Genomic DNA, 18,021 nt, shown 5'->3' on the forward strand with positions numbered 1-18,021 from the left:
GGGGTTAAGTTCATGAAAGTAATCTATCTTTGTCAGCATTTCCCCCCTGAAACCGGGGCTCCCCAAATACGGGTATATGAAGTGAGCAAGGAGCTGCTCAGCCGCGGGCACCAAGTGGAAGTTCTCACGGCTTTCCCGCATCATCCCTGGGGAATCATTCCTGATGAGTATAAAGGGAAATTTTATATGTATGAAGAATGGGATGGCATCCCTGTCCACCGCTCCTGGATTTATCCTTCACCGAAGGGGAGCTTCTGGAAAAGGCTTGCATCTTATTTTTCTTTTACCTTCAGTGCGTTTTATTCAATTATGAAGTCGAAGCCAACAGATGTGATCATCTGCAACTCACCGCCGCTGTTCCTTGGCATCACAGGTTATATCGGCGCCAAGCTGAAGCGGGCGAAGTTTGTATTCAATGTGGCTGACATATGGCCGGAATCAGCAGTGGAGCTTGGAATATTAAAGAATAAATCCTTTATCAGGCTTGCCGAAAAGCTGGAAAGGTTCCTGTACAAAAAGTCATGGAAGATTGCTACTGCCACTGAAGGCATACGCGATTATATGATCAATAAAGGGAAGAAACCTGAAGATGTCTTCCTTTTGCCTAACGGGGTAAATACTGACACGTTTATACCTCTTCCCAAAAACATGGAGCTGATCAATGAACTTGGTTTAGCAGGCAAAAAGATCTTTATGTATGCCGGTGCCCTTGGTTATGCACAGGGACTGGACTCTGTCCTCCGTGCTGCAAGCATCTTGAAAGAAACTGATCCTGATGCCCATTTCGTGTTTGTAGGAGACGGACAGGAAAAAGACAAACTGCTTGCCCTAAAAGAAGAGCTCTGCCTTCATAACGTTACGTTTTACGGGTCTGTTCCTGTATCAGAAATGCCTACTATGTTCTCGATAGCTGACTATAGTGTTGTATCACTGCGAAACATAGAGCTATTCAAAGGAGCAAGGCCCTCAAAGATTTTCCCTGCGATTTCTACAGGGACTCCGGTCCTTTATTGTGGGGATGGAGAGAGTGCGGCAATCCTGGAGGAACATGATTGCGGCAGAATTGCCCCGCCTGAAAATCCGGAGGGGATAGCTGCTGCTGTTTCAGAGCTCATGAATGTTTCGGAAAACCAATATGAAATCATGAGCAGCAATGGACGCAGACTGGCAATTGATGAATATTCGTGGAAAAGCATCGTTGACGAGCTTCTTGCGAGAATTTCCGGTGCTTCCAAAGAAAAAGCCAATTCCTGAGTGGAATTGGCTTTTTTCTATTTCGAGACCGTGGTTCCCTTAAAATAATGGGTTAATATCTGCTCGGCTGTCCAGCCGCGTTCTGCATATCCTTTTGCACCATATTGACTCATGCCGATCCGGTGGCCCCATCCTTTTCCGGTAACCGTGATGGAGGTAACCCCAGAGCTGCCTTCATTCGAAACGATGCCTCCAGAAGTCTGGATTGAAACGGGTGAGCCATCCAGAGCTATTTGCCCGGAGGCTGTCTGAACGCTCTGGCCCTTCAAGTCTGTCACAGTTTCAGTACCAGTGGAAGTCTGAACCGATAAAGCCTGCTGTCCGCCTGATAATTGGATGTCAAACCAGTTGGAATACAGCATATTATAGACACTGGAATTGGACAGCGGGAACAGCTTCCTGATCACTGATTCGTTTCCTTTGACTGTTTTATCGCCAGCAGAGGTCTTTACTGTTACTGCGCTGACCTCGCCATTAGCCCCGGTTTTAGTGAGCTGGATATCATATAGTACGACAGAGCTCCCTGTAAACCCAAATGAGGCCAGAATCTGAGAAGGAGTAAACGTCTCAGACCAGCTTTTGTAAACTGAAGTTTCATAAGGATCATCTACAGAAACCAGATAAGGAAAGTTCTTTTGGTCAGAATTCCAGACATCGCCGACATTGGCCGTTTTACCGCCGCTAGTCGAGAAAAAGAAAGTCTGGATAGGCTTTCCATTGTATTTTACCAGAATTCCGTCCGTTTCCTGAATGGCAATATTGGAACGCCCATCTTCGCCTGAATAGCCCCTGTAAACCTGGCTTGTTGCTGTAGTTGTCAGCATCATCATATTTGCCGCATAACTCCTGGCAGCGATGGCCTGTGCTTTTAAAGCCTCTTTATGCCAGGAAGCAGGCATTTCATTAGGAACGACTCCTTTCAGGTAGTCTTCCATATCAAGATAATTAACTATTTGTATACTGCTTCCATTTGGCGCAAGGGAAAAGCTGCCCCTGTAAGAAATTCCGTTGCTCAACTTTCCCACTGATGTTCCGCTTCCTGCTATTTCTTCAAGATTGAAGCCAGAGCCGGAAGATTGGGTAAAAGTGCCGAAAGAAGCCGTAATGCCTTTGGTATCCTTTTTAAATGAAACAGAAGTGTGAGCCGGAATGCTTGTGATAACTCCGGTTTCCTTATTTTTAAGCTGATAATCCCCGTTTGTTGTGATTGAGGGGCTGGCTGCCAGCTGCACTGAAACTTTTACTTCATTAGAGTATTTAACAGCCTCAGCTGCTTTTGCTGCCGGGACCTGTGAAAAGCCTGACAGCGAAAAAGCAAGAATGATTGCCAAAAGCTTTTTCACTTTACCTCACCTCGCCATGAGTCGCAATAATCCAGCCTTTCACTCCTGCTGAGGTTTCAACATTGTACCATTTCTCGCCTTTGGCATTTGTAAAAGCAGAAATGTAATTTACCACAGCTCCCTTAGGAAGCAGCTGGATGACCGAGTAGCTGGTTGTAGCTCCTTTTCTCAGATTGACTTCCCCTGTTGTAACTACCTGGCTTGGCACAGACGAAGAAGGCTTTTGTGTGGATACGTCGCTGGAGTGAACCCATCCCTTGACAGTGGCAGAGAGCTCGACACGATACCATAAACCGCTGGAAGAAGTGAAGGAATCAATGACCTTGAGAGAGCTTCCGCTTGTTTTTACTGCAATGATCTTATAGTCTCTAGTAGCCCCGGAATGGATGTTGACACTGCTCTTGTTCGCATAAACGGCAGAAGGCAGGCCAGATGCTGGCGGCTGTGTGGCAGGCGGCGGCGTTACAGGCGTTCCGGTCTGTGCCAGCTGAGCTTTCAGCGCATTGATTTCCTGCTGCTGGGCATTCAACTTCGTTTCCAGTTCACTCACCTTTGACTTGACAGGATTAAGCTGGGAAGTGACCCAATCAACACTCGCAAGTACAACATTGCTTGCGGCATCTATTCCTTTTGGCGAAGAAAAGGCCGCCCCGGTACCTATACCGATAGTTAAAACACCGGCAGCTATTATTTTTTTTGTATGTTTCATCATTGACCCCCTGGTATGTTTATTAAAAAATGATTGGGGGTACAGGTCTGTAGCCCCAATCATTCTCGTAAACTTATAGCTTAGAAGTTATTAAAATATTGTTCGAGCCCTTTAGTGATCCCGACAGCTGCTTTCGTGCGGAAAGCAGTAGTTTTTAATAATGCTTCCTCGCTTGGATTGGATAGGAAAGCGAGTTCTACCAATACGCTTGGCAGCTCATTCATTCTATTAACATAGAAGTTCTGCTCTTTAACTCCGCGGTTATAGGTACCCAGTGAAGATACCATGCTCTTTTGCACAGCTTCCCCGAGCGTCCTGCTTCGCGGACCGTTGAAATTGACTGTTGAGTTGTAATAAGTAGTTGATCCTCTGGAGCTCGAGGAGAAAGAATCTCCGTGAATGCTAATGAATGCATCAGCATCAGACTTGTTTGCGATTGCAGTCCTTTCAGACAACTCAAGGAAGATATCTGTGCTTCTTGTCAGGATAGGGATGGCACCGTATTTTTCCAGTTCAGCCTTCAGAAGAAGCGCAGTTCCCAGGTTCACGTCCTTCTCTCTTAATCCTGTAGGCCCGATAGCCCCAGTATCTTTGCCGCCATGTCCTGCATCAATAATGATTTTCTTGCCTAAAAGCCCGTTGGGGATCACTTTTACTGATACTTTGTCTTTATAATCCCTTAATGTAAATGTATAGCCTGGCTCAAAGGTAAGCACCACTGATTCCTGGGCACCGGAAGCAAAGGTTTCGACAGACTTGATGCCTTTGATGCTGCCTGAAGGAAGTTCTACATCTGTCATGCCTCCAGTCAGCTTAAGCCTGTTGGAAGAAAGGACAGAATAAGAAATGTCAAAGCTCATCGGCTTCTGCCACGTTAAATAAGTATCTGCTCCTGAAGAAGTAACAGACGGGGCATACAGGCCTTTTGAAGAAACAGTCGATGTCTGGCTTTCAAGGACCCATCCTCTGCTGCCGCTGCTGTTTTCCGCGTTGAGCCATCCGTTCAGCCTTCCAAGTACAATCAGAGATTCGTTGGCTTTCAGGTAAGAGCTTACCGCATATTTGGAATTTGCCCCCTTGCGCAGAACAGCTCCGCTCTTGGCAAAAACATACTGATGATCATTCAATGATGATACAAGCTCATGTGCAGGAGTCCAGCCAGTCCTTCCAGTAGAGCTCTTAACATTGAGCCATTGTTCTCCATTTGCATTGACAAATGAACCAAGGATTGTGACCTTGCTGTTGTACGCAAGCCGTTCTGTCACTTTATATTGGTAAGTGGCCCCGGAGTACAGGACAGCATTCCTGGTTCCTACAATCTTTGTGCCGCCGATAGGGGCAGGTGCTGAAGGCTGCTGCTTTGATACGACGGATTGGTGTACCCAAACAGTCTGGTTCGAGCTGGTCAAAGCTTTATACCAGACAGCATTGGATGAGTCAGTGGCTGTTGCGATTCCTTTTAGGCTGTCGCCTTTTTTAGCCTGGCCGACAACGGAATGGCCTGTTGAAGGGCCGCTGCGCAGATTGGCTACATCGACACTTACATATAAATTAATATTTAACGATTGTTCAGTGCTGACGGATTCCGCCCGGACCCACCCCATAAGGGAAGAGCTGACTTCAATTCTCAGCCAGGCATCCCCACTGCTATGAACAAACTGATCTATTACTTTTACTTTTTGATTGATTGTGAGCTTGGCAGCAGATGCATAGGAATCTGTTGCCCCTTTTCTAACATCTATTCCACTCGCCTGGCTATATACATAGCTTCCCACGGCTGGAAGTGCCGGATTAGACGGACTCGGCGGCTTTACAGCGCTGAAAGCCGATTCGGCTACCCAGCCTTTCACTGAGCCTAAATCCACTCGGAACCATTTCTCTCCTGCGGCATTTGTGAAGCTGTCAATTACTTTGACTTGCTGATTCTTAGCAAGGTATGTAACAGCAGCATACGAATTTGTTGCGCCTTTTCTTACTGGCGTATGATCAGCCTGGACAGTTTTGGTTTCCACTGCTGGAGGGGGAGGTTTCACTTCGGAAGCAGGCGAGACATAATCCTTTATTACCCAACCTGTTGCTGTACCAGCTTCAATTCTGTACCATAGCTCTCCATTGGCATTTTTAAAACTGTCAATTACTTTGACAGAGGTCCCCTTGGACAGCTGAGCAGCCACTGCATAGGAAGTGGTGGCCCCTTTTCTGATGTTGACGTTATCTCCGCTGATTACACCCATCTTTCCGTTCTCTATTGAACCGGACTGAGGGGCAGTGAAGTGGGCGGCTAAGCCCCATCCTTTTTCAGCTCCAAGATCGACACGATACCAGAGTTCCCCGTTGGCATTTGTGAACTCATCAACTACCGTGACGTTCTTTCCGGTAGAGAGGCTTGTGACTAGGGGATAAGAACTAGTAGCTCCTTTGCGGATATCTACCTTTTGATCTACAGACATACTAGCAGGAAGATTGGCAGCTTTAGCATCTTCAGCCTGCATGAGGATAGGAAACAAAGCAGCAGTGGCAAGAACTGAAGAAGCAATTATTTTTTTCACGTTTTTACCTCCATGGACAAAATATTGGTGCATATCCTATTCTATCGAAAATTGTCAAATCTTCCAACCCGTAGAAGGAAATAGAATTTAGGAAATTAGTAGGGAATTTGTACCAATATATGAAGGCGCAAAAAAAACCGGCTCATGAAGAGCCGGTCAGGATTAAGGCTGGCTATTATATTCTGATGCTGTATCGGAGCTGTTTGAACTGCTCTGATATGGAGTGCTGCTATCCAAAGCAGTGTTCAAAGTATTGCTTAACTCTGCAAGGGAATCTTCATATGGAATATAGTAATATGCGTCATTAATATATTCATCATATCCTTTAATGGAAAGATTCTCGATCGGCGTAGTTCTTATTTGAGAATACAGCTTTACAAAGCTGACGAACTTTGACGGCGGTATATTCGTTTTGACATTATTGCCGAGATCGTCCATGATATCGTCGATTTTTGTAATAGAGCTGAAAGAAGTCCCCTTATCGACAATTTCCTTGATTACCTGCTGCTGCCTCTCGTTGCGCCCCATATCTCCTTTTGGATCTGTCTTCCGCATCCTCACATAGGCAAGTGCTTCATTTCCGTTCAGATCCATCTCACCTTCATGATAAGTTTTCCATTTCAGGCTTTCTGTAAGCTGTGCCTTAAAGGTAAACGGAACATCAACTGTAACACCGCCGAGAGTATCGACAATATCCTCAAATCCATCAAAATTTGTTGTTACATAATAATCAATCGGCACATCCAGCAAATCCTGGACGGCATTAATCGTTGTCTCTATTCCGCCATTTCCATAAGAATGGGTTATCTTTGTATTGTATCCGACCTCTGGGATATAGAGCCTTGTATCCCGGGGGATGCTTAGTACGTATACTTCTTCAGTCTGCGGATTAACGGTTACGAGCATTAATACATCGGAACGCGCTCCGCCTTCCTGTGTTTCGAGTCCGACAAGAAGGACATTAAATGGATCCTTTGTCACCTGCACTTCTTCTTCCCTGTGGGTGGCTACCTTATCGGGGTTGAGCTCCTGATATATATCATCAGTGGCCTGTTTTGCATTGCTCAAAATATCATAAGCGAAATAAGATCCGCCGCCCAAGACAATTAAAAGTATTATAAGGACAAAGACACGCCAGAAGCGCAGTTTTTTCTTTCTCCTCATAGATCTAGATTTAGCCATATAGTAATATCCCTACTTTTTATTGTGATTAGTACCAAATATCTATGCAATAGTTTATTTTACAGAAAACTTCAATTTTCGTAAATGAAAATTAAGCGCAATTCATGAAACATCTTCCTCCAAGTAAAGCAGGTCTCCTTCCTCCAGCCGGCATTGGCCATTCGAGAGGTCGATGAACCAATCTTTGTAGGCTTCTACAGACGCCTGTTCGACAAAAACCGCTATTTCCACCTTGTCGAGATAATTAATCTCTTTAATCTGGTATATAGAGGAGCGGAGTTCATTTTCAATTTTCCCTAGCAGGGTATAATCAATTTGAGCCTTCATTACTCTCATCAACTTGCGTTCAACGATGCCTGTTTCATTTATCCCTTCAGAAGCAGATTTGCCATATGCCCTGATAAGCCCTCCAGCCCCTAATTTTATGCCCCCAAAATAGCGTGTTACAACCACTACAGTGTCTTTTAGATGTTTCTTTTTTAGCACTTCAAGGATAGGAACCCCGGCTGTTCCGCTCGGTTCCCCATCATCATTCGCTTTTTGGATCAGGTCATTCTCGCCAATCATATATGCAGAGCAATTATGGGTTGCATCCCAATGCCTTTTTTTAATGGATTGGATAAACTCCAAAGCTTCTTCTTCTGATTCTGCCCTTGATACATGGGCGATGAATCTTGATTTTTGAATCACCAGTTCATGTTCCCCGCCACTCTTGACTGTTAAGTATCTTTCCAGCATATTAGCTTCCTTTCTGCTCATATTTATATTCTGCGGCAGATTCTCTATATTCCCTTTATATTGCCCTGTCCCTTATTATAATTCGACAATATCCGCTGAATTTCTTTTTATTCCGATTGTAATAAAACTTTAATATAGGTGTCTTTTTTGCATGTTATAATAAACATTATTCAAAATTACTTTTCAACTATTGCAGAATAGTATTTATGTGGGCCTATTTCCGGTGTCATAGAGACTGAACTACTCTATTTCTATTATAAAATACTAATAATGCTTTTTGGGAAGTAGGATATTAGGCGCAGTTTTCTTACATAATCTATGCCTATTTACCGAATTTTAGCGTATTTGGTATAGTTTTCATACGTAAAATATAGTATATCTTTCTATTTCACGCTAAAATAGTGACAGAATGCCGGAAGGGTTTTCATTTGACCAGCTTCATGCCTAGCCGATGTACTTGGGCAATAGCTTGTTCAAAACATTGTCTTTCTATTATATAAAAGAGAGGAATGGACCTGCTATCTTTTTGCCGCGCGTATATTCATAAGCTGACTGGGCAATGGGGGTACTTAGATGACAAGAAAAAAAATCGACACAGTCACTCTTGATCTAATTCTGGAAAAAATGATTGACACTGTAGGCAATAGTAAAGATGAGATATTCAGAATTGGGGAAAAGTGCAGACAGGACTATGAAACTTTAGCGGAAGAACTTAAAGAAGTTAAACAATTAGTTATAGAGACAATAGATAACGGGGACAGGCTGGAAGGGCAGACGAGGTTTGCCAGAAAACGGCTTTCAGAAGTAAGCATGCATTTTAAGGACTACACGGAGTCTGAAGTCCGTGAAGCATATGAAAAGGCACATCAGCTGCAAATGGAATTGTCGATGAACAGGCAGCAGGAGAAGCAGCTGAGGGACCGCCGTGATGATATTGAAAGAAGGCTGCTTGGCATCACGGAAACCATAGAACGGGCAGAAAAGCTTGTTTCACAGATATCGGTAGTCATGAATTATATGATGAGCGATCTGAAGCAAGTTGGCGAAGTTCTGGAAGACGCAAAGCTCAAGCAGGATTTTGGGCTGAAGATCATTGAAGCCCAGGAGGAAGAGCGCAAACGCCTTTCAAGGGAAATCCATGACGGGCCGGCCCAGATGATGGCCAATGTGATGATGCGTTCCGACCTTATCGAACGGATATACCGGGAGCGGGGCGGAGACGAAGCGCTCGGCGAAATCCGGAGCCTGAAAAAGATGGTCAGAAATGCTTTATATGAGGTCAGGAGGATTATCTATGATCTCAGGCCGATGGCTCTTGATGACCTCGGGCTCGTTCCTACTCTTAAGAAGTATCTTCAGACCATTGAAGAGTACCATAAGGATACAAAAATTCAATTTATCAATATTGGAGAGGACAGAAGGCTTCCTTCCAATTATGAGGTTGCCTTGTTCCGGCTGATACAGGAGTCTGTACAGAATGCACTTAAACATGCCAAGAGCAAAGAAATCATTGTGAAGCTTGAGCTGTCCAAGGCAGGCATTACAGCTGTCATCAAGGATAATGGCCAAGGCTTCAATCCAGACCAGCGCAAAAATGAATCCTTCGGCATCATCGGCATGAAGGAAAGAGTGGAGCTGCTGGAAGGGCAAATTACGATTGATTCCAAAATAGGCACCGGAACGGTCGTGCTAATACAAATTCCTTTTAATCAATAATAGATAAATATAACAGGAGATTTAGGGAGGCGTAACACAATGACTACAAAAATCGTCATTATAGATGATCATCAGCTATTCAGAGAAGGGGTAAAGCGAATACTTGATTTTGAAAAGACTTTCCAGGTTGTAGCTGAAGGCGATGATGGCACTGAAGCTGTAGGTCTGGTAGAGGAATATAATCCTGATGTGATCATCATGGATATCAACATGCCTACAACCAATGGTGTTGAAGCGACAAAGCAGCTAGTCGAAAGATATCCGGACGCAAAGGTCATCATCCTTTCCATCCATGATGATGAAAACTATGTAACACATGCGCTGAAAACAGGAGCAAGCGGCTATCTGCTGAAGGAAATGGATGCCGACGCGCTTGTGGAAGCGGTCAAAGTGGTGGCTGATGGAGGCTCTTACCTGCATCCGAAGGTAACCCATAATCTTGTCAAAGAATACCGCCGTCTGGCATCTGATGAAAATGGAAGCAGCGAAGGATACACGCAAGTGGAAATCCGCCGCCCGCTGCATCTGCTGACACGCCGGGAATGTGAAGTCCTTCAGCTCCTTGCTGACGGAAAAAGCAACCGCGGCATCGGCGAAGCGCTTTTCATCAGTGAAAAAACGGTTAAGAACCATGTGAGTAATATCCTGCAGAAAATGAATGTGAATGACCGTACCCAAGCTGTAGTTGTAGCCATCAAGAATGGCTGGGTAGAGGTAAGATAATTGGGGGCACGCTGAGGCGTGCTCTTTTTTCTGTCATTATAATGTAATGTGAACTTCAAAAAATAGTTGTTTACAAAATATGTAATTCTGTGTTAAAAATAGGATAAAAGTAATGGATGGAGGTTCACTAAATTATGTCCAGCCTGCTGCTTTTATCAGATGAGAAATTATTCAAAGTTTTCGAGGATGCCCTGCTTTGTGATGTAGACACCGACTTTATCGAGCTGATCGCCGATGAGATCAACCGGAGGCAGCTTTCACATCTGCTGCCTGTCACTTCAAATTATCAACTCTCTCTTTAATTTGCCTCATTACAATTGTGATTCCCCATATTAAGCTTTCTTTTCTCCCTAGGATTTTCCCTTGTTTTCATATAAAATATAAATTGCACATATAGTAGAGAAAAAACAAAGGATGGTACTCTTTATATGAGAACAGCCGTAGTAACAGACAGTACTGCATACATCCCCAAGGAATTGCGGGATCGACTGAACATACATATGATCCCTCTCAGCGTGATTTTCGGAAACGAAACTTACGAGGAAGAGGTAGAAATTACAGCAGAAGCATTTTACGAAGAAGTGAAGCATAAGGAGCTGCCGACGACCTCGCAGCCATCGACTGGCCAATTCGTGGAGCTTTTTGAAAAATTATCGGCCGACTATGATGCGGTCATCAGCATCCATCTGTCGAGCGGCATCAGCGGCACCTATCAGGGAGCCGTCACTGCAGGGAGCATGGTTGAAGGAATCAGGGCTTATCCGTTCGATTCTGAAATCAGCTGCATGGTCCAGGGCTTCTATGTCATTGAAGCTGCGGAAATGGCTGCTGCTGGCAGGGACCCGCAGGACATCATGGCCCGCCTGGAAGAAATGAAGCAAACAGTTCGCGCCTACTTCATGGTGGACGACCTTTCCCATCTCCAGCGCGGCGGACGCCTTTCAAGCGCCCAGGCACTGATCGGAAGCCTGCTTCAAGTTAAGCCACTTCTTCATTTCCAGAATAAGGTCATCGTGCCGTTTGAAAAAATCCGCACCCGCAAAAAAGCGATGAAGCGAATTGCCGACCTTCTTGGCGAAGCTGCATCAGGTGGCGGGGAATACCGCGCCGTCATCATCCACGCGAATCGCGAGCAGGAAGCTCATGACTGGAAAGCAGAGCTTGAAAAAGAGCTGCCGAACGTTGAATTCATGATCGGCTACTTTGGGCCGGTCATCGGCACACATCTTGGCGAAGGCTCTATGGGGCTTGGCTGGTATAAGAAATAAAAAATGCCGCTCCGAAATGTTTCGGAGCGGCTAGTTTTTACTTTGTCAGTGCATCAGTCAGGTTAGGCACGATTTGCTTTTTACGTGAAACAACACCCTGCAGGACAGCCTTCTCATCAGCAAGCACCACATTGAATGCTTTCTCGACAGCAGCTGTTTCCTTGCCCAGTGCAAGTGCTACAGAATCGTTCGTCAGGATGTTAGTTGCAACAAACAGGAACAGATCCAATCCTTTATCCGCAATCGTGCTGCTGATTACCGCACGCAATTCCTCTTCAAGTGCAAACACATCGTTCGTATCCACGGCATTTACTTGTGCCACTTCCACTTTAGCAGAACCCATCTGGAATTCCTTCGCATCCAGGCTGACAAGCTGTGCAGCAGACTTATCGCTCAGATCGGCACCAGCCTTCAGCATCTCAAGGCCATACTCTTCCGCATCCACACCCGCGATTTCCGCAAGCTCATGTGCAGCCTTCACATCTTCGTCTGTGCAAGTCGGTGATTTGAACAGAAGGGAGTCAGAAATGATTGCTGACAGCATCAGTCCGGCGATTTCTTTTGGAATGCTCTTGTTGTTTTCCTTGTACATTTTGTTCAGAATCGTCGCTGTACAGCCGACAGGCTCGCAGCGGTAGTACAAAGGATCGCTTGTTTCAAAGTTGGCAATACGGTGGTGGTCGATTACCTCAGCCACACGCACACTCTCGATTCCGTCCGCACTCTGCTGGCGCTCATTGTGGTCCACAAGAATGACAGTTTGCGCTTCATCAGCCACATTGCTGATCAGGCGCGGAGCTTCAGCATTGAATTTTGTCAGCGCGTGCTGCGTTTCGCCGTTGATTTCGCCAAGGCGAACAGCTTCGACTTCCTGGCCAAGCTGGGTTTTCAGGTCAGCGTAGGCGATTGCTGAGCAAATTGTATCTGTATCTGGATTTTTATGTCCGAAAATTAAGGTTTTTTCCATATGTAAATCTCCTTTTTAGGTGGATTCTTCATGGTTTATTATAGAGGAAATTGAGGGGGGAATCTAGGGGGAGAGTTTGGGGTTTGGCTGGTTGATTGGGTAAGCGGATTTCGAGTTGGGGCAGATTGTGGGAAGGGGGCGAGTTGCTAATATATGGTGGAAGTTGCTAATAAAAATGGAAAGTTGCTAATATATGGGGAAAGTTGCTAATAAAAGAGGAAAGTTGCTAATAAATCTGGGAAGTTGCTAATAAAGGGGGGATGCGGCATCTCGCGGTGAAGGCCGCCCAAGGGCGGGGTCGCAAATATATCGGGAAAGTCGCAAATAAATGGCTTGAACTCGCAAATATAATAAAAAAGTCGCAAATAAAACTCAAAACTCGCAAATATATCCAAAATCCCGCAAATAACCAGGAAAGGATGATTAGTTTTGAAGTTCATGATCCAAGAAGGACACCTAATTCAGGACCAAAACGGCACTCCAATCTCCAAACTCACTGAAATTCCGGCTATTCCGCTCAATCCAGCCTTCAAACCGGACCAAAAACTGGCCGAAATGCTCACCGGCAAGCAGCTCCTCACAGACGAGCTCCCTTTCACGACACATGAAATCGATCTGCACTACCAAAACGGCCACATCATCTACCGCCCAGGCATCCTGCTCACCGGAAAAAAACCTCAATGTGCCCGCTGCGGCAACACTCAAACTCACCTTTTCGCCAAATTCCCCTGCGCCAGATGCGAAGAAGACTGCCTCTACTGCCGAAGCTGCATCATGATGGGCCGGGTCAGCTCCTGCACTCCGCTCGCCAGCTGGCAAGGCCCGAAACCACCCCACCCACAGCCAAACACCTACCTGGAATGGTCAGGCAATCTTTCCGACGGCCAGAAAACTGCCTCCGACCGTACAGCACAAGCAATCCAGCAAAACAAAGAGCTCCTCGTCTGGGCTGTATGCGGCGCCGGAAAAACCGAGGTCCTGTTCGAAGGAATCGACCATGCCCTCCAATCCGGAAAAAGAGTCTGCCTCGCCACACCGCGGACCGATGTAGTCCTCGAACTCACACCTCGCCTGAAAAAAGTATTCCCTGAAATAACGGTTGCCTCCCTCTACGGCGGCAGCGAAGACCGCCACCTCTATGCCCCGCTCACCATCGCCACCACCCACCAGCTGTTCCGCTTTTACCAGGCATTCGACACCATCATCCTGGACGAGGTCGACGCTTTCCCTTATTCAGTTGACACAACCCTGCAATACGCCGTCCAGCAGGCAAGAAAGCTGGAGTCCTCCATGATCTATCTAACCGCCACACCAAACCAAAAATGGCAGCACGATTGCTCATCCGGCAAAAGGGACCACGTTACCATTCCAGCACGCTACCACCGCCATCCGCTTCCAGTTCCCGAATACCGCTGGTGCGGGAACTGGGAGAAGCTTCTAAAGAAGAACAAGCTGCCCCCGCCGCTCATCAGCTGGATCCACCAGCGCATCCAAACCTCCAAGCAGATTCTCCTGTTCTTCCCCCGCATCGACATCATGGAAATAGCCCTCCCGCTGATACAAAAGCTCCACCCCCACACAGACTCTGTCCATGCCGAAGATCCAGACCGCAAAGCCAAAGTCCAGAAAATGCGCTACAAAGAAACGCAAATCCTCTTAACCACGACCATCCTGGAAAGAGGCGTAACCTTCCCGAATATCGACGTAGCCGTCATCGGCGTCGAGCACCACATATTTACCGAAAGCGCCCTGGTCCAAATCTCCGGTCGCGTCGGCAGAAGCGCAGACTATCCCAGCGGAAACATCACCTTTTTCCACTACGGAAAAACAGAAGAAATGATTAAAGCAAGAAACCAGATTACCAGAATGAACAGGGAAGCGAAACGAAAGGGGCTTTTCTTATATGAATCTTTTTCAAGCTGATTACTGTTTGATCTGTCATAAAGAAATTGATGCAGAAATCGGCTGGCAGGAGCTGTTTACACGAACGGAGGAGAAGGTAATTTGCAGGGAGTGTGAGGAGAGCTTTGAAGAGTTAAAGGGAGCGCTGTGCAAAATTTGCGGGAGGCGGCTGCAGGGGCTTGATCCCCAGTTCATTGATGGCGAAATGTGCTATGACTGCATCCGCTGGGAAAAAGACCCGGAATGGGAAGGCGTCCTCAACAGAAATATTTCTCTTTACACATACAATGATTTCCTCAAGGAGCTGATTGCCCGCTATAAATACAGAGGGGACTACATCCTGGCCAATGTGTTTAAACAGAAGATAAAAAGAAAAATAGTAAGCCTCACACCAGATTTCATCACCCCTATCCCGCTCAGCCCCGAACGCCTCTACGAGCGCGGCTTCAACCAGGCTGAAGCTCTCATCACCTCAGCGGGCCAAACACCATCCCATCTCCTCACAAGAAACCACACCGTAAAGCAGTCCAAAAAAACGCGGGAAGAAAGAATCCATCTCAGTGAAATCTTTCAAATAAGCACCTCCGCCACATTTGGAGCTAAAAAAATCCTCCTCATTGACGATATATATACTACAGGAAGCACCCTCCGGCATGCCGCCCTGCCGCTGAAACAAGCGGGGGCGGCTAACATCATGTCTCTCACATTGGCGAGGGGGTGACCGTTACCATTATATAAGATTTGATTAGGAGAGAAATGATATGGCTGAACTGGAAAATTGCCCCTATTGTGATAAGGTATTTGTGAAAAATCAATTCCGTGATATATGCAATGACTGCTGGAAGGAAGAGGAGCTGAAGTACGAAACGGTTTATCAATATATCCGCAAAAGAGAGAACCGGACGGCGACGATGGAGCAGGTGGTCAATGCCACTGGGATTGAAGAGACGCTGATTTTAAAATTCATCCGCACAGGCAAGCTGAAGCTGGCACAGTTCCCGAATCTCGGATATCCTTGTGATAAATGCGGCGCTTATATCCGTGAAGGAAAGATCTGCCCAAAATGCGCCAAAGAGCTGCGAAAGGACATCAACGTTCTGCAGGCTGAAGAGGAACGGAAAAAGCAGATGGCAGAGAGAGATAAGCATGGCACGTATTTTTCAATTCATGACCGGAAATAAAGATAGGCATAAAGATGCATTTTCTTCCTTTTTGCCCTTTTTATTAAAAAATTCTCATGTATAGCCGATAATAGAGGAAAGACTATCGTTCGGTCGAAAGCGAGGGAAAACAATGAAGATTAATAATTTTGGACCTTCAGGAATTAACCCGTACAAACGCCAGCAGAACAAGCTGGACAGCGCCAATGCCCAGGCGAAAAAAACCGCGGACAAGGTGGAGATCTCGTCTGCTGCCAAGGAAATGCAGCAAACCTCCAAAATTGACCAGCAGCGCCAGGCAAGAGTAGAGGAGCTGCGCATCCAGGTCGAAAACGGCAATTATAAAGTAAACCCAAAAGAAGTGGCGAAAAGCCTGCTTGATTACTATACAAAGAACTAAAAGAAGGGAGGGGACTTCATGTCCGCTGAAGCATTGTTCGAGAGCTTGACAAAGCTCATAAGGCTCCATAAAAGCCTTTCTGAGCTGTCAGCCCGGAAAACCGGCATCATCAAGGCTGGGGACACTGAAGCCCTCAGCCAGATTTTAAAAGAAGAACAGACCCATGTGGCTGCGATCAGAAGAATTGAAACTGACAGGCAGAAAACGGCAGCGGCCCTAGTACCGGGGAAAGCGAATCCGACGATCACAGACTGCCTGAAGGTTCTCAGTCTCCCGGATCAGGAAAAGCTGGCCGTTCTGACGGAAGAGCTGGCAGAAGCCATCCTTCATATAAAAGAAGCCAATGACCTGAACCAGCAGCTGCTGGACCAGAGCTTGCAGTATATTAATGTATCCATGAATCTGATGAGACCGCAGCCGGAAAATATCAACTACGGACCGGCAGCCGGCCAGCAGAACAAACAGCTTCCTTCTCAAGGGCTGTTTAACTCGAAAGCCTAAGAGACGGAGGAATCACCATGCGTTCAACTTTTATGGGACTCGAAACAGCCCGCCGTGGCATGTTCACCCAGCAAAGCGCCTTATATGTAACAGGCCACAATATCGCCAATGCTAACACGCCAGGCTTTTCCCGCCAGCGCATCAACTTTGAACAGACATCGCCATACCCGGCAGCATCCATGAACCGCCCGCAGATCCCGGGGCAGATGGGAACAGGGGTGGAGGCAGGCTCCGTGCAGCGGATCCGCGAAGGTTTCCTTGATCTGCAATACCGTGTTGAAGCAAACAAAGTTGGCTATTACAGCTCAATGAGCGAATCGCTCACCAAGATGGAGGAAATCATGAACGAGCCGTCTGACAGCGGTCTTCATGCGACAATGGAAAAGTTCTGGAATTCCCTCCAGGACATCGCCAGCCATACAGAAAACACCGGTGCCCGCGACGTAGCTGCGGCGAGCGGCCAGATGGTGGCCGATACACTAAACTACTACTATAACTCTCTATCAAGGGTCCAGCAGGACATAGGCAGAGAAATCGGCGTCAAAGTCAAAGAAATTAACGCACTTGTCTCAGATATCAATGAACTTAACGAAAAGATCGCCAACGTCGAGCCGAACGGCTATCTGCCAAATGACCTTTATGATGAAAGGGATATGTATGTTGATCAGCTTTCACAATTGGTCAATATAAAAGTTACAAATGTGAAGCCTGCAGAGTATGGTCATGCGAAGGATATTGCAGAAGGGCTTTATAAGATTGAGATTGTTGGAGAGAAAGGAAAGCCATTCTCCCCGGCGGCAGTGCTGCTGGATGTGACCGAAGAAGATGGCCTTAAGGATCCAAACCTGCTTAAAGTTTACGACACAACAGATGCTGCTAAAGAGGACTTGGAGTTAATCAGCGGGACGATCACACAGATTAAAGTCGGGGATGTTGCTTTAGAGGGCATCAACTTTTCTGGGGAGCTTGCTGGCTTGATTAAAAGCTACGGGTATCAGGACAGCGGCGGAAATGTTGCGGGATATTATCCTGATATGCTGAAGAAGCTGGATGATTTTACGACTGCTTTTATGAATGAATTTAATGCGATTCATCAAAAAGGCTTCGACTTAGCTGGGAACGCTGGTGTGGAATTCTTTGTCCTTGATCCTGAAAAAGGAGATAATCCTGGCCAGCAGATTAAGGTAAATGCTGATATTTTGAAAGATTCCAGTTTAATCGCTGCTGCAGCTACAGCGGAAGGCGGTTCGGGAGATAATGAAAATGCCCACCTGCTGGCTTTGATTAAAACAAAGTCGTTTGGCAGTTATGAATCAACGCCTCCTGCTTCTATGACATCCGGAAACTTAGACACTTACTACTCCGGCATCATCGGCCGCCTCGGAATCGATTCCCAGAGCGCTCAAAAGAATGCAAAAAACTCTTTAGTACTTGCAGACTCAGTCGATAAAAGCAGGCAATCAGTCAGCGCTGTCTCACTCGATGAAGAAATGACCAATATGATCAAATTCCAGCATGCCTATAACGCAGCTGCACGCAATATAACCGTAGTGGACGAAATGCTCGACAAAATCATCAACGGCATGGGAGTCGTCGGAAGGTAAGGTGA

17 protein-coding genes are annotated in these 18,021 nt (G+C 46.3%); 11 read left to right on the forward strand and 6 right to left on the reverse strand.

Annotation, left to right across the window (positions count from 1 at the left end; all coding sequences use genetic code 11):
- Nucleotides 1-12: 12 nt before the first annotated feature.
- Complete coding sequence (locus tag CYJ37_RS09240; protein WP_101549333.1) at nt 13-1,254, forward strand: glycosyltransferase family 4 protein; 1,242 nt, start codon at nt 13-15, stop codon at nt 1,252-1,254.
- Nucleotides 1,255-1,271: 17 nt separating this feature from the next.
- Here CYJ37_RS09240 and CYJ37_RS09245 read toward each other — a convergent pair whose 3' ends face one another.
- The 5 genes from CYJ37_RS09245 to CYJ37_RS09265 all read right to left on the reverse strand — a co-directional run bounded on the left by CYJ37_RS09245 (nt 1,272) and on the right by CYJ37_RS09265 (nt 7,775).
- A complete protein-coding gene (locus CYJ37_RS09245) occupies nt 1,272-2,597 on the reverse strand; it encodes a SpoIID/LytB domain-containing protein (protein WP_101549334.1) in 1,326 nt (441 codons plus the stop codon).
- 1 nt (nt 2,598) lies between these two features.
- Nucleotides 2,599-3,306, reverse strand: a complete 708-nt coding sequence (locus CYJ37_RS09250; protein ID WP_101549336.1) for an SH3 domain-containing protein — start codon at nt 3,304-3,306, stop codon at nt 2,599-2,601.
- Nucleotides 3,307-3,386: 80 nt separating this feature from the next.
- Nucleotides 3,387-5,855, reverse strand: coding sequence for an SH3 domain-containing protein (locus CYJ37_RS09255; RefSeq protein WP_257964206.1), 2,469 nt, complete (start codon nt 5,853-5,855; stop codon nt 3,387-3,389).
- A gap of 162 nt (nt 5,856-6,017) precedes the next feature.
- Nucleotides 6,018-7,037, reverse strand: a complete 1,020-nt coding sequence (locus CYJ37_RS09260; protein WP_101549338.1) for an LCP family protein — start codon at nt 7,035-7,037, stop codon at nt 6,018-6,020.
- Between the two features lie 102 nt (nt 7,038-7,139).
- Nucleotides 7,140-7,775: a YigZ family protein gene (locus CYJ37_RS09265; protein ID WP_101549340.1), complete on the reverse strand. Its 636-nt coding sequence runs from the start codon at nt 7,773-7,775 to the stop codon at nt 7,140-7,142.
- Between the two features lie 573 nt (nt 7,776-8,348).
- Here CYJ37_RS09265 and CYJ37_RS09270 point away from each other — a divergent pair.
- The 4 genes from CYJ37_RS09270 (at nt 8,349) to CYJ37_RS09285 (ending at nt 11,482) form a co-directional block, all read left to right on the forward strand.
- A complete protein-coding gene (locus CYJ37_RS09270) occupies nt 8,349-9,491 on the forward strand; it encodes a sensor histidine kinase (RefSeq protein ID WP_101549342.1) in 1,143 nt (380 codons plus the stop codon).
- A gap of 39 nt (nt 9,492-9,530) precedes the next feature.
- Nucleotides 9,531-10,214 (forward strand): response regulator, encoded by a 684-nt coding sequence (locus tag CYJ37_RS09275; protein WP_101549344.1) that lies wholly within the window; start codon nt 9,531-9,533, stop codon nt 10,212-10,214.
- A 134-nt stretch (nt 10,215-10,348) separates the two neighbouring features.
- Nucleotides 10,349-10,516 carry a sporulation histidine kinase inhibitor Sda gene (locus tag CYJ37_RS09280; protein WP_101549346.1) on the forward strand — a complete coding sequence of 56 codons (168 nt, stop codon included), beginning with the start codon at nt 10,349-10,351 and terminating at the stop codon, nt 10,514-10,516.
- A gap of 126 nt (nt 10,517-10,642) precedes the next feature.
- Nucleotides 10,643-11,482 (forward strand): DegV family protein, encoded by an 840-nt coding sequence (locus CYJ37_RS09285; RefSeq protein WP_101549348.1) that lies wholly within the window; start codon nt 10,643-10,645, stop codon nt 11,480-11,482.
- Between the two features lie 37 nt (nt 11,483-11,519).
- On the opposite strand, the gene CYJ37_RS09290 is transcribed toward CYJ37_RS09285, so the two are convergent.
- Entirely contained in the window at nt 11,520-12,449 is a 930-nt protein-coding gene (locus CYJ37_RS09290) for a manganese-dependent inorganic pyrophosphatase (RefSeq protein WP_101549349.1), read from the reverse strand.
- A 429-nt stretch (nt 12,450-12,878) separates the two neighbouring features.
- On the opposite strand from CYJ37_RS09290, the gene CYJ37_RS09295 reads away from it, so the two are divergent.
- From CYJ37_RS09295 to flgK, 6 genes are all read left to right on the forward strand, one after another.
- Nucleotides 12,879-14,372 carry a DEAD/DEAH box helicase gene (locus CYJ37_RS09295; protein ID WP_374703151.1) on the forward strand — a complete coding sequence of 498 codons (1,494 nt, stop codon included), beginning with the start codon at nt 12,879-12,881 and terminating at the stop codon, nt 14,370-14,372.
- Nucleotides 14,353-15,072 (forward strand): ComF family protein, encoded by a 720-nt coding sequence (locus CYJ37_RS09300; RefSeq protein WP_101549351.1) that lies wholly within the window; start codon nt 14,353-14,355, stop codon nt 15,070-15,072. Before CYJ37_RS09295 ends, CYJ37_RS09300 begins: the two co-directional genes overlap by 20 nt.
- A 40-nt stretch (nt 15,073-15,112) precedes the next feature.
- The gene (locus CYJ37_RS09305; RefSeq protein WP_101549353.1) at nt 15,113-15,532 is read left to right on the forward strand and encodes a TIGR03826 family flagellar region protein; all 420 of its coding nucleotides are present in this window, start codon (nt 15,113-15,115) and stop codon (nt 15,530-15,532) included.
- Nucleotides 15,533-15,644: 112 nt separating this feature from the next.
- Complete coding sequence (gene flgM, locus CYJ37_RS09310; RefSeq protein WP_101549355.1) at nt 15,645-15,911, forward strand: flagellar biosynthesis anti-sigma factor FlgM; 267 nt, start codon at nt 15,645-15,647, stop codon at nt 15,909-15,911.
- An 18-nt stretch (nt 15,912-15,929) separates the two neighbouring features.
- Nucleotides 15,930-16,412 carry a flagellar protein FlgN gene (locus CYJ37_RS09315; protein ID WP_101549357.1) on the forward strand — a complete coding sequence of 161 codons (483 nt, stop codon included), beginning with the start codon at nt 15,930-15,932 and terminating at the stop codon, nt 16,410-16,412.
- 17 nt (nt 16,413-16,429) lie between these two features.
- On the forward strand, nt 16,430-18,016 hold the full coding sequence (flgK, locus tag CYJ37_RS09320; protein WP_180827291.1) for a flagellar hook-associated protein FlgK: 1,587 nt from the start codon (nt 16,430-16,432) through the stop codon (nt 18,014-18,016).
- Nucleotides 18,017-18,021: the final 5 nt, after the last annotated feature.

It is taken from the genome of Bacillus sp. UMB0728, assembly GCF_002858875.1.
Classification (GTDB): Bacteria; Bacillota; Bacilli; order Bacillales; family Cytobacillaceae; genus Bacillus_AB; species Bacillus_AB infantis.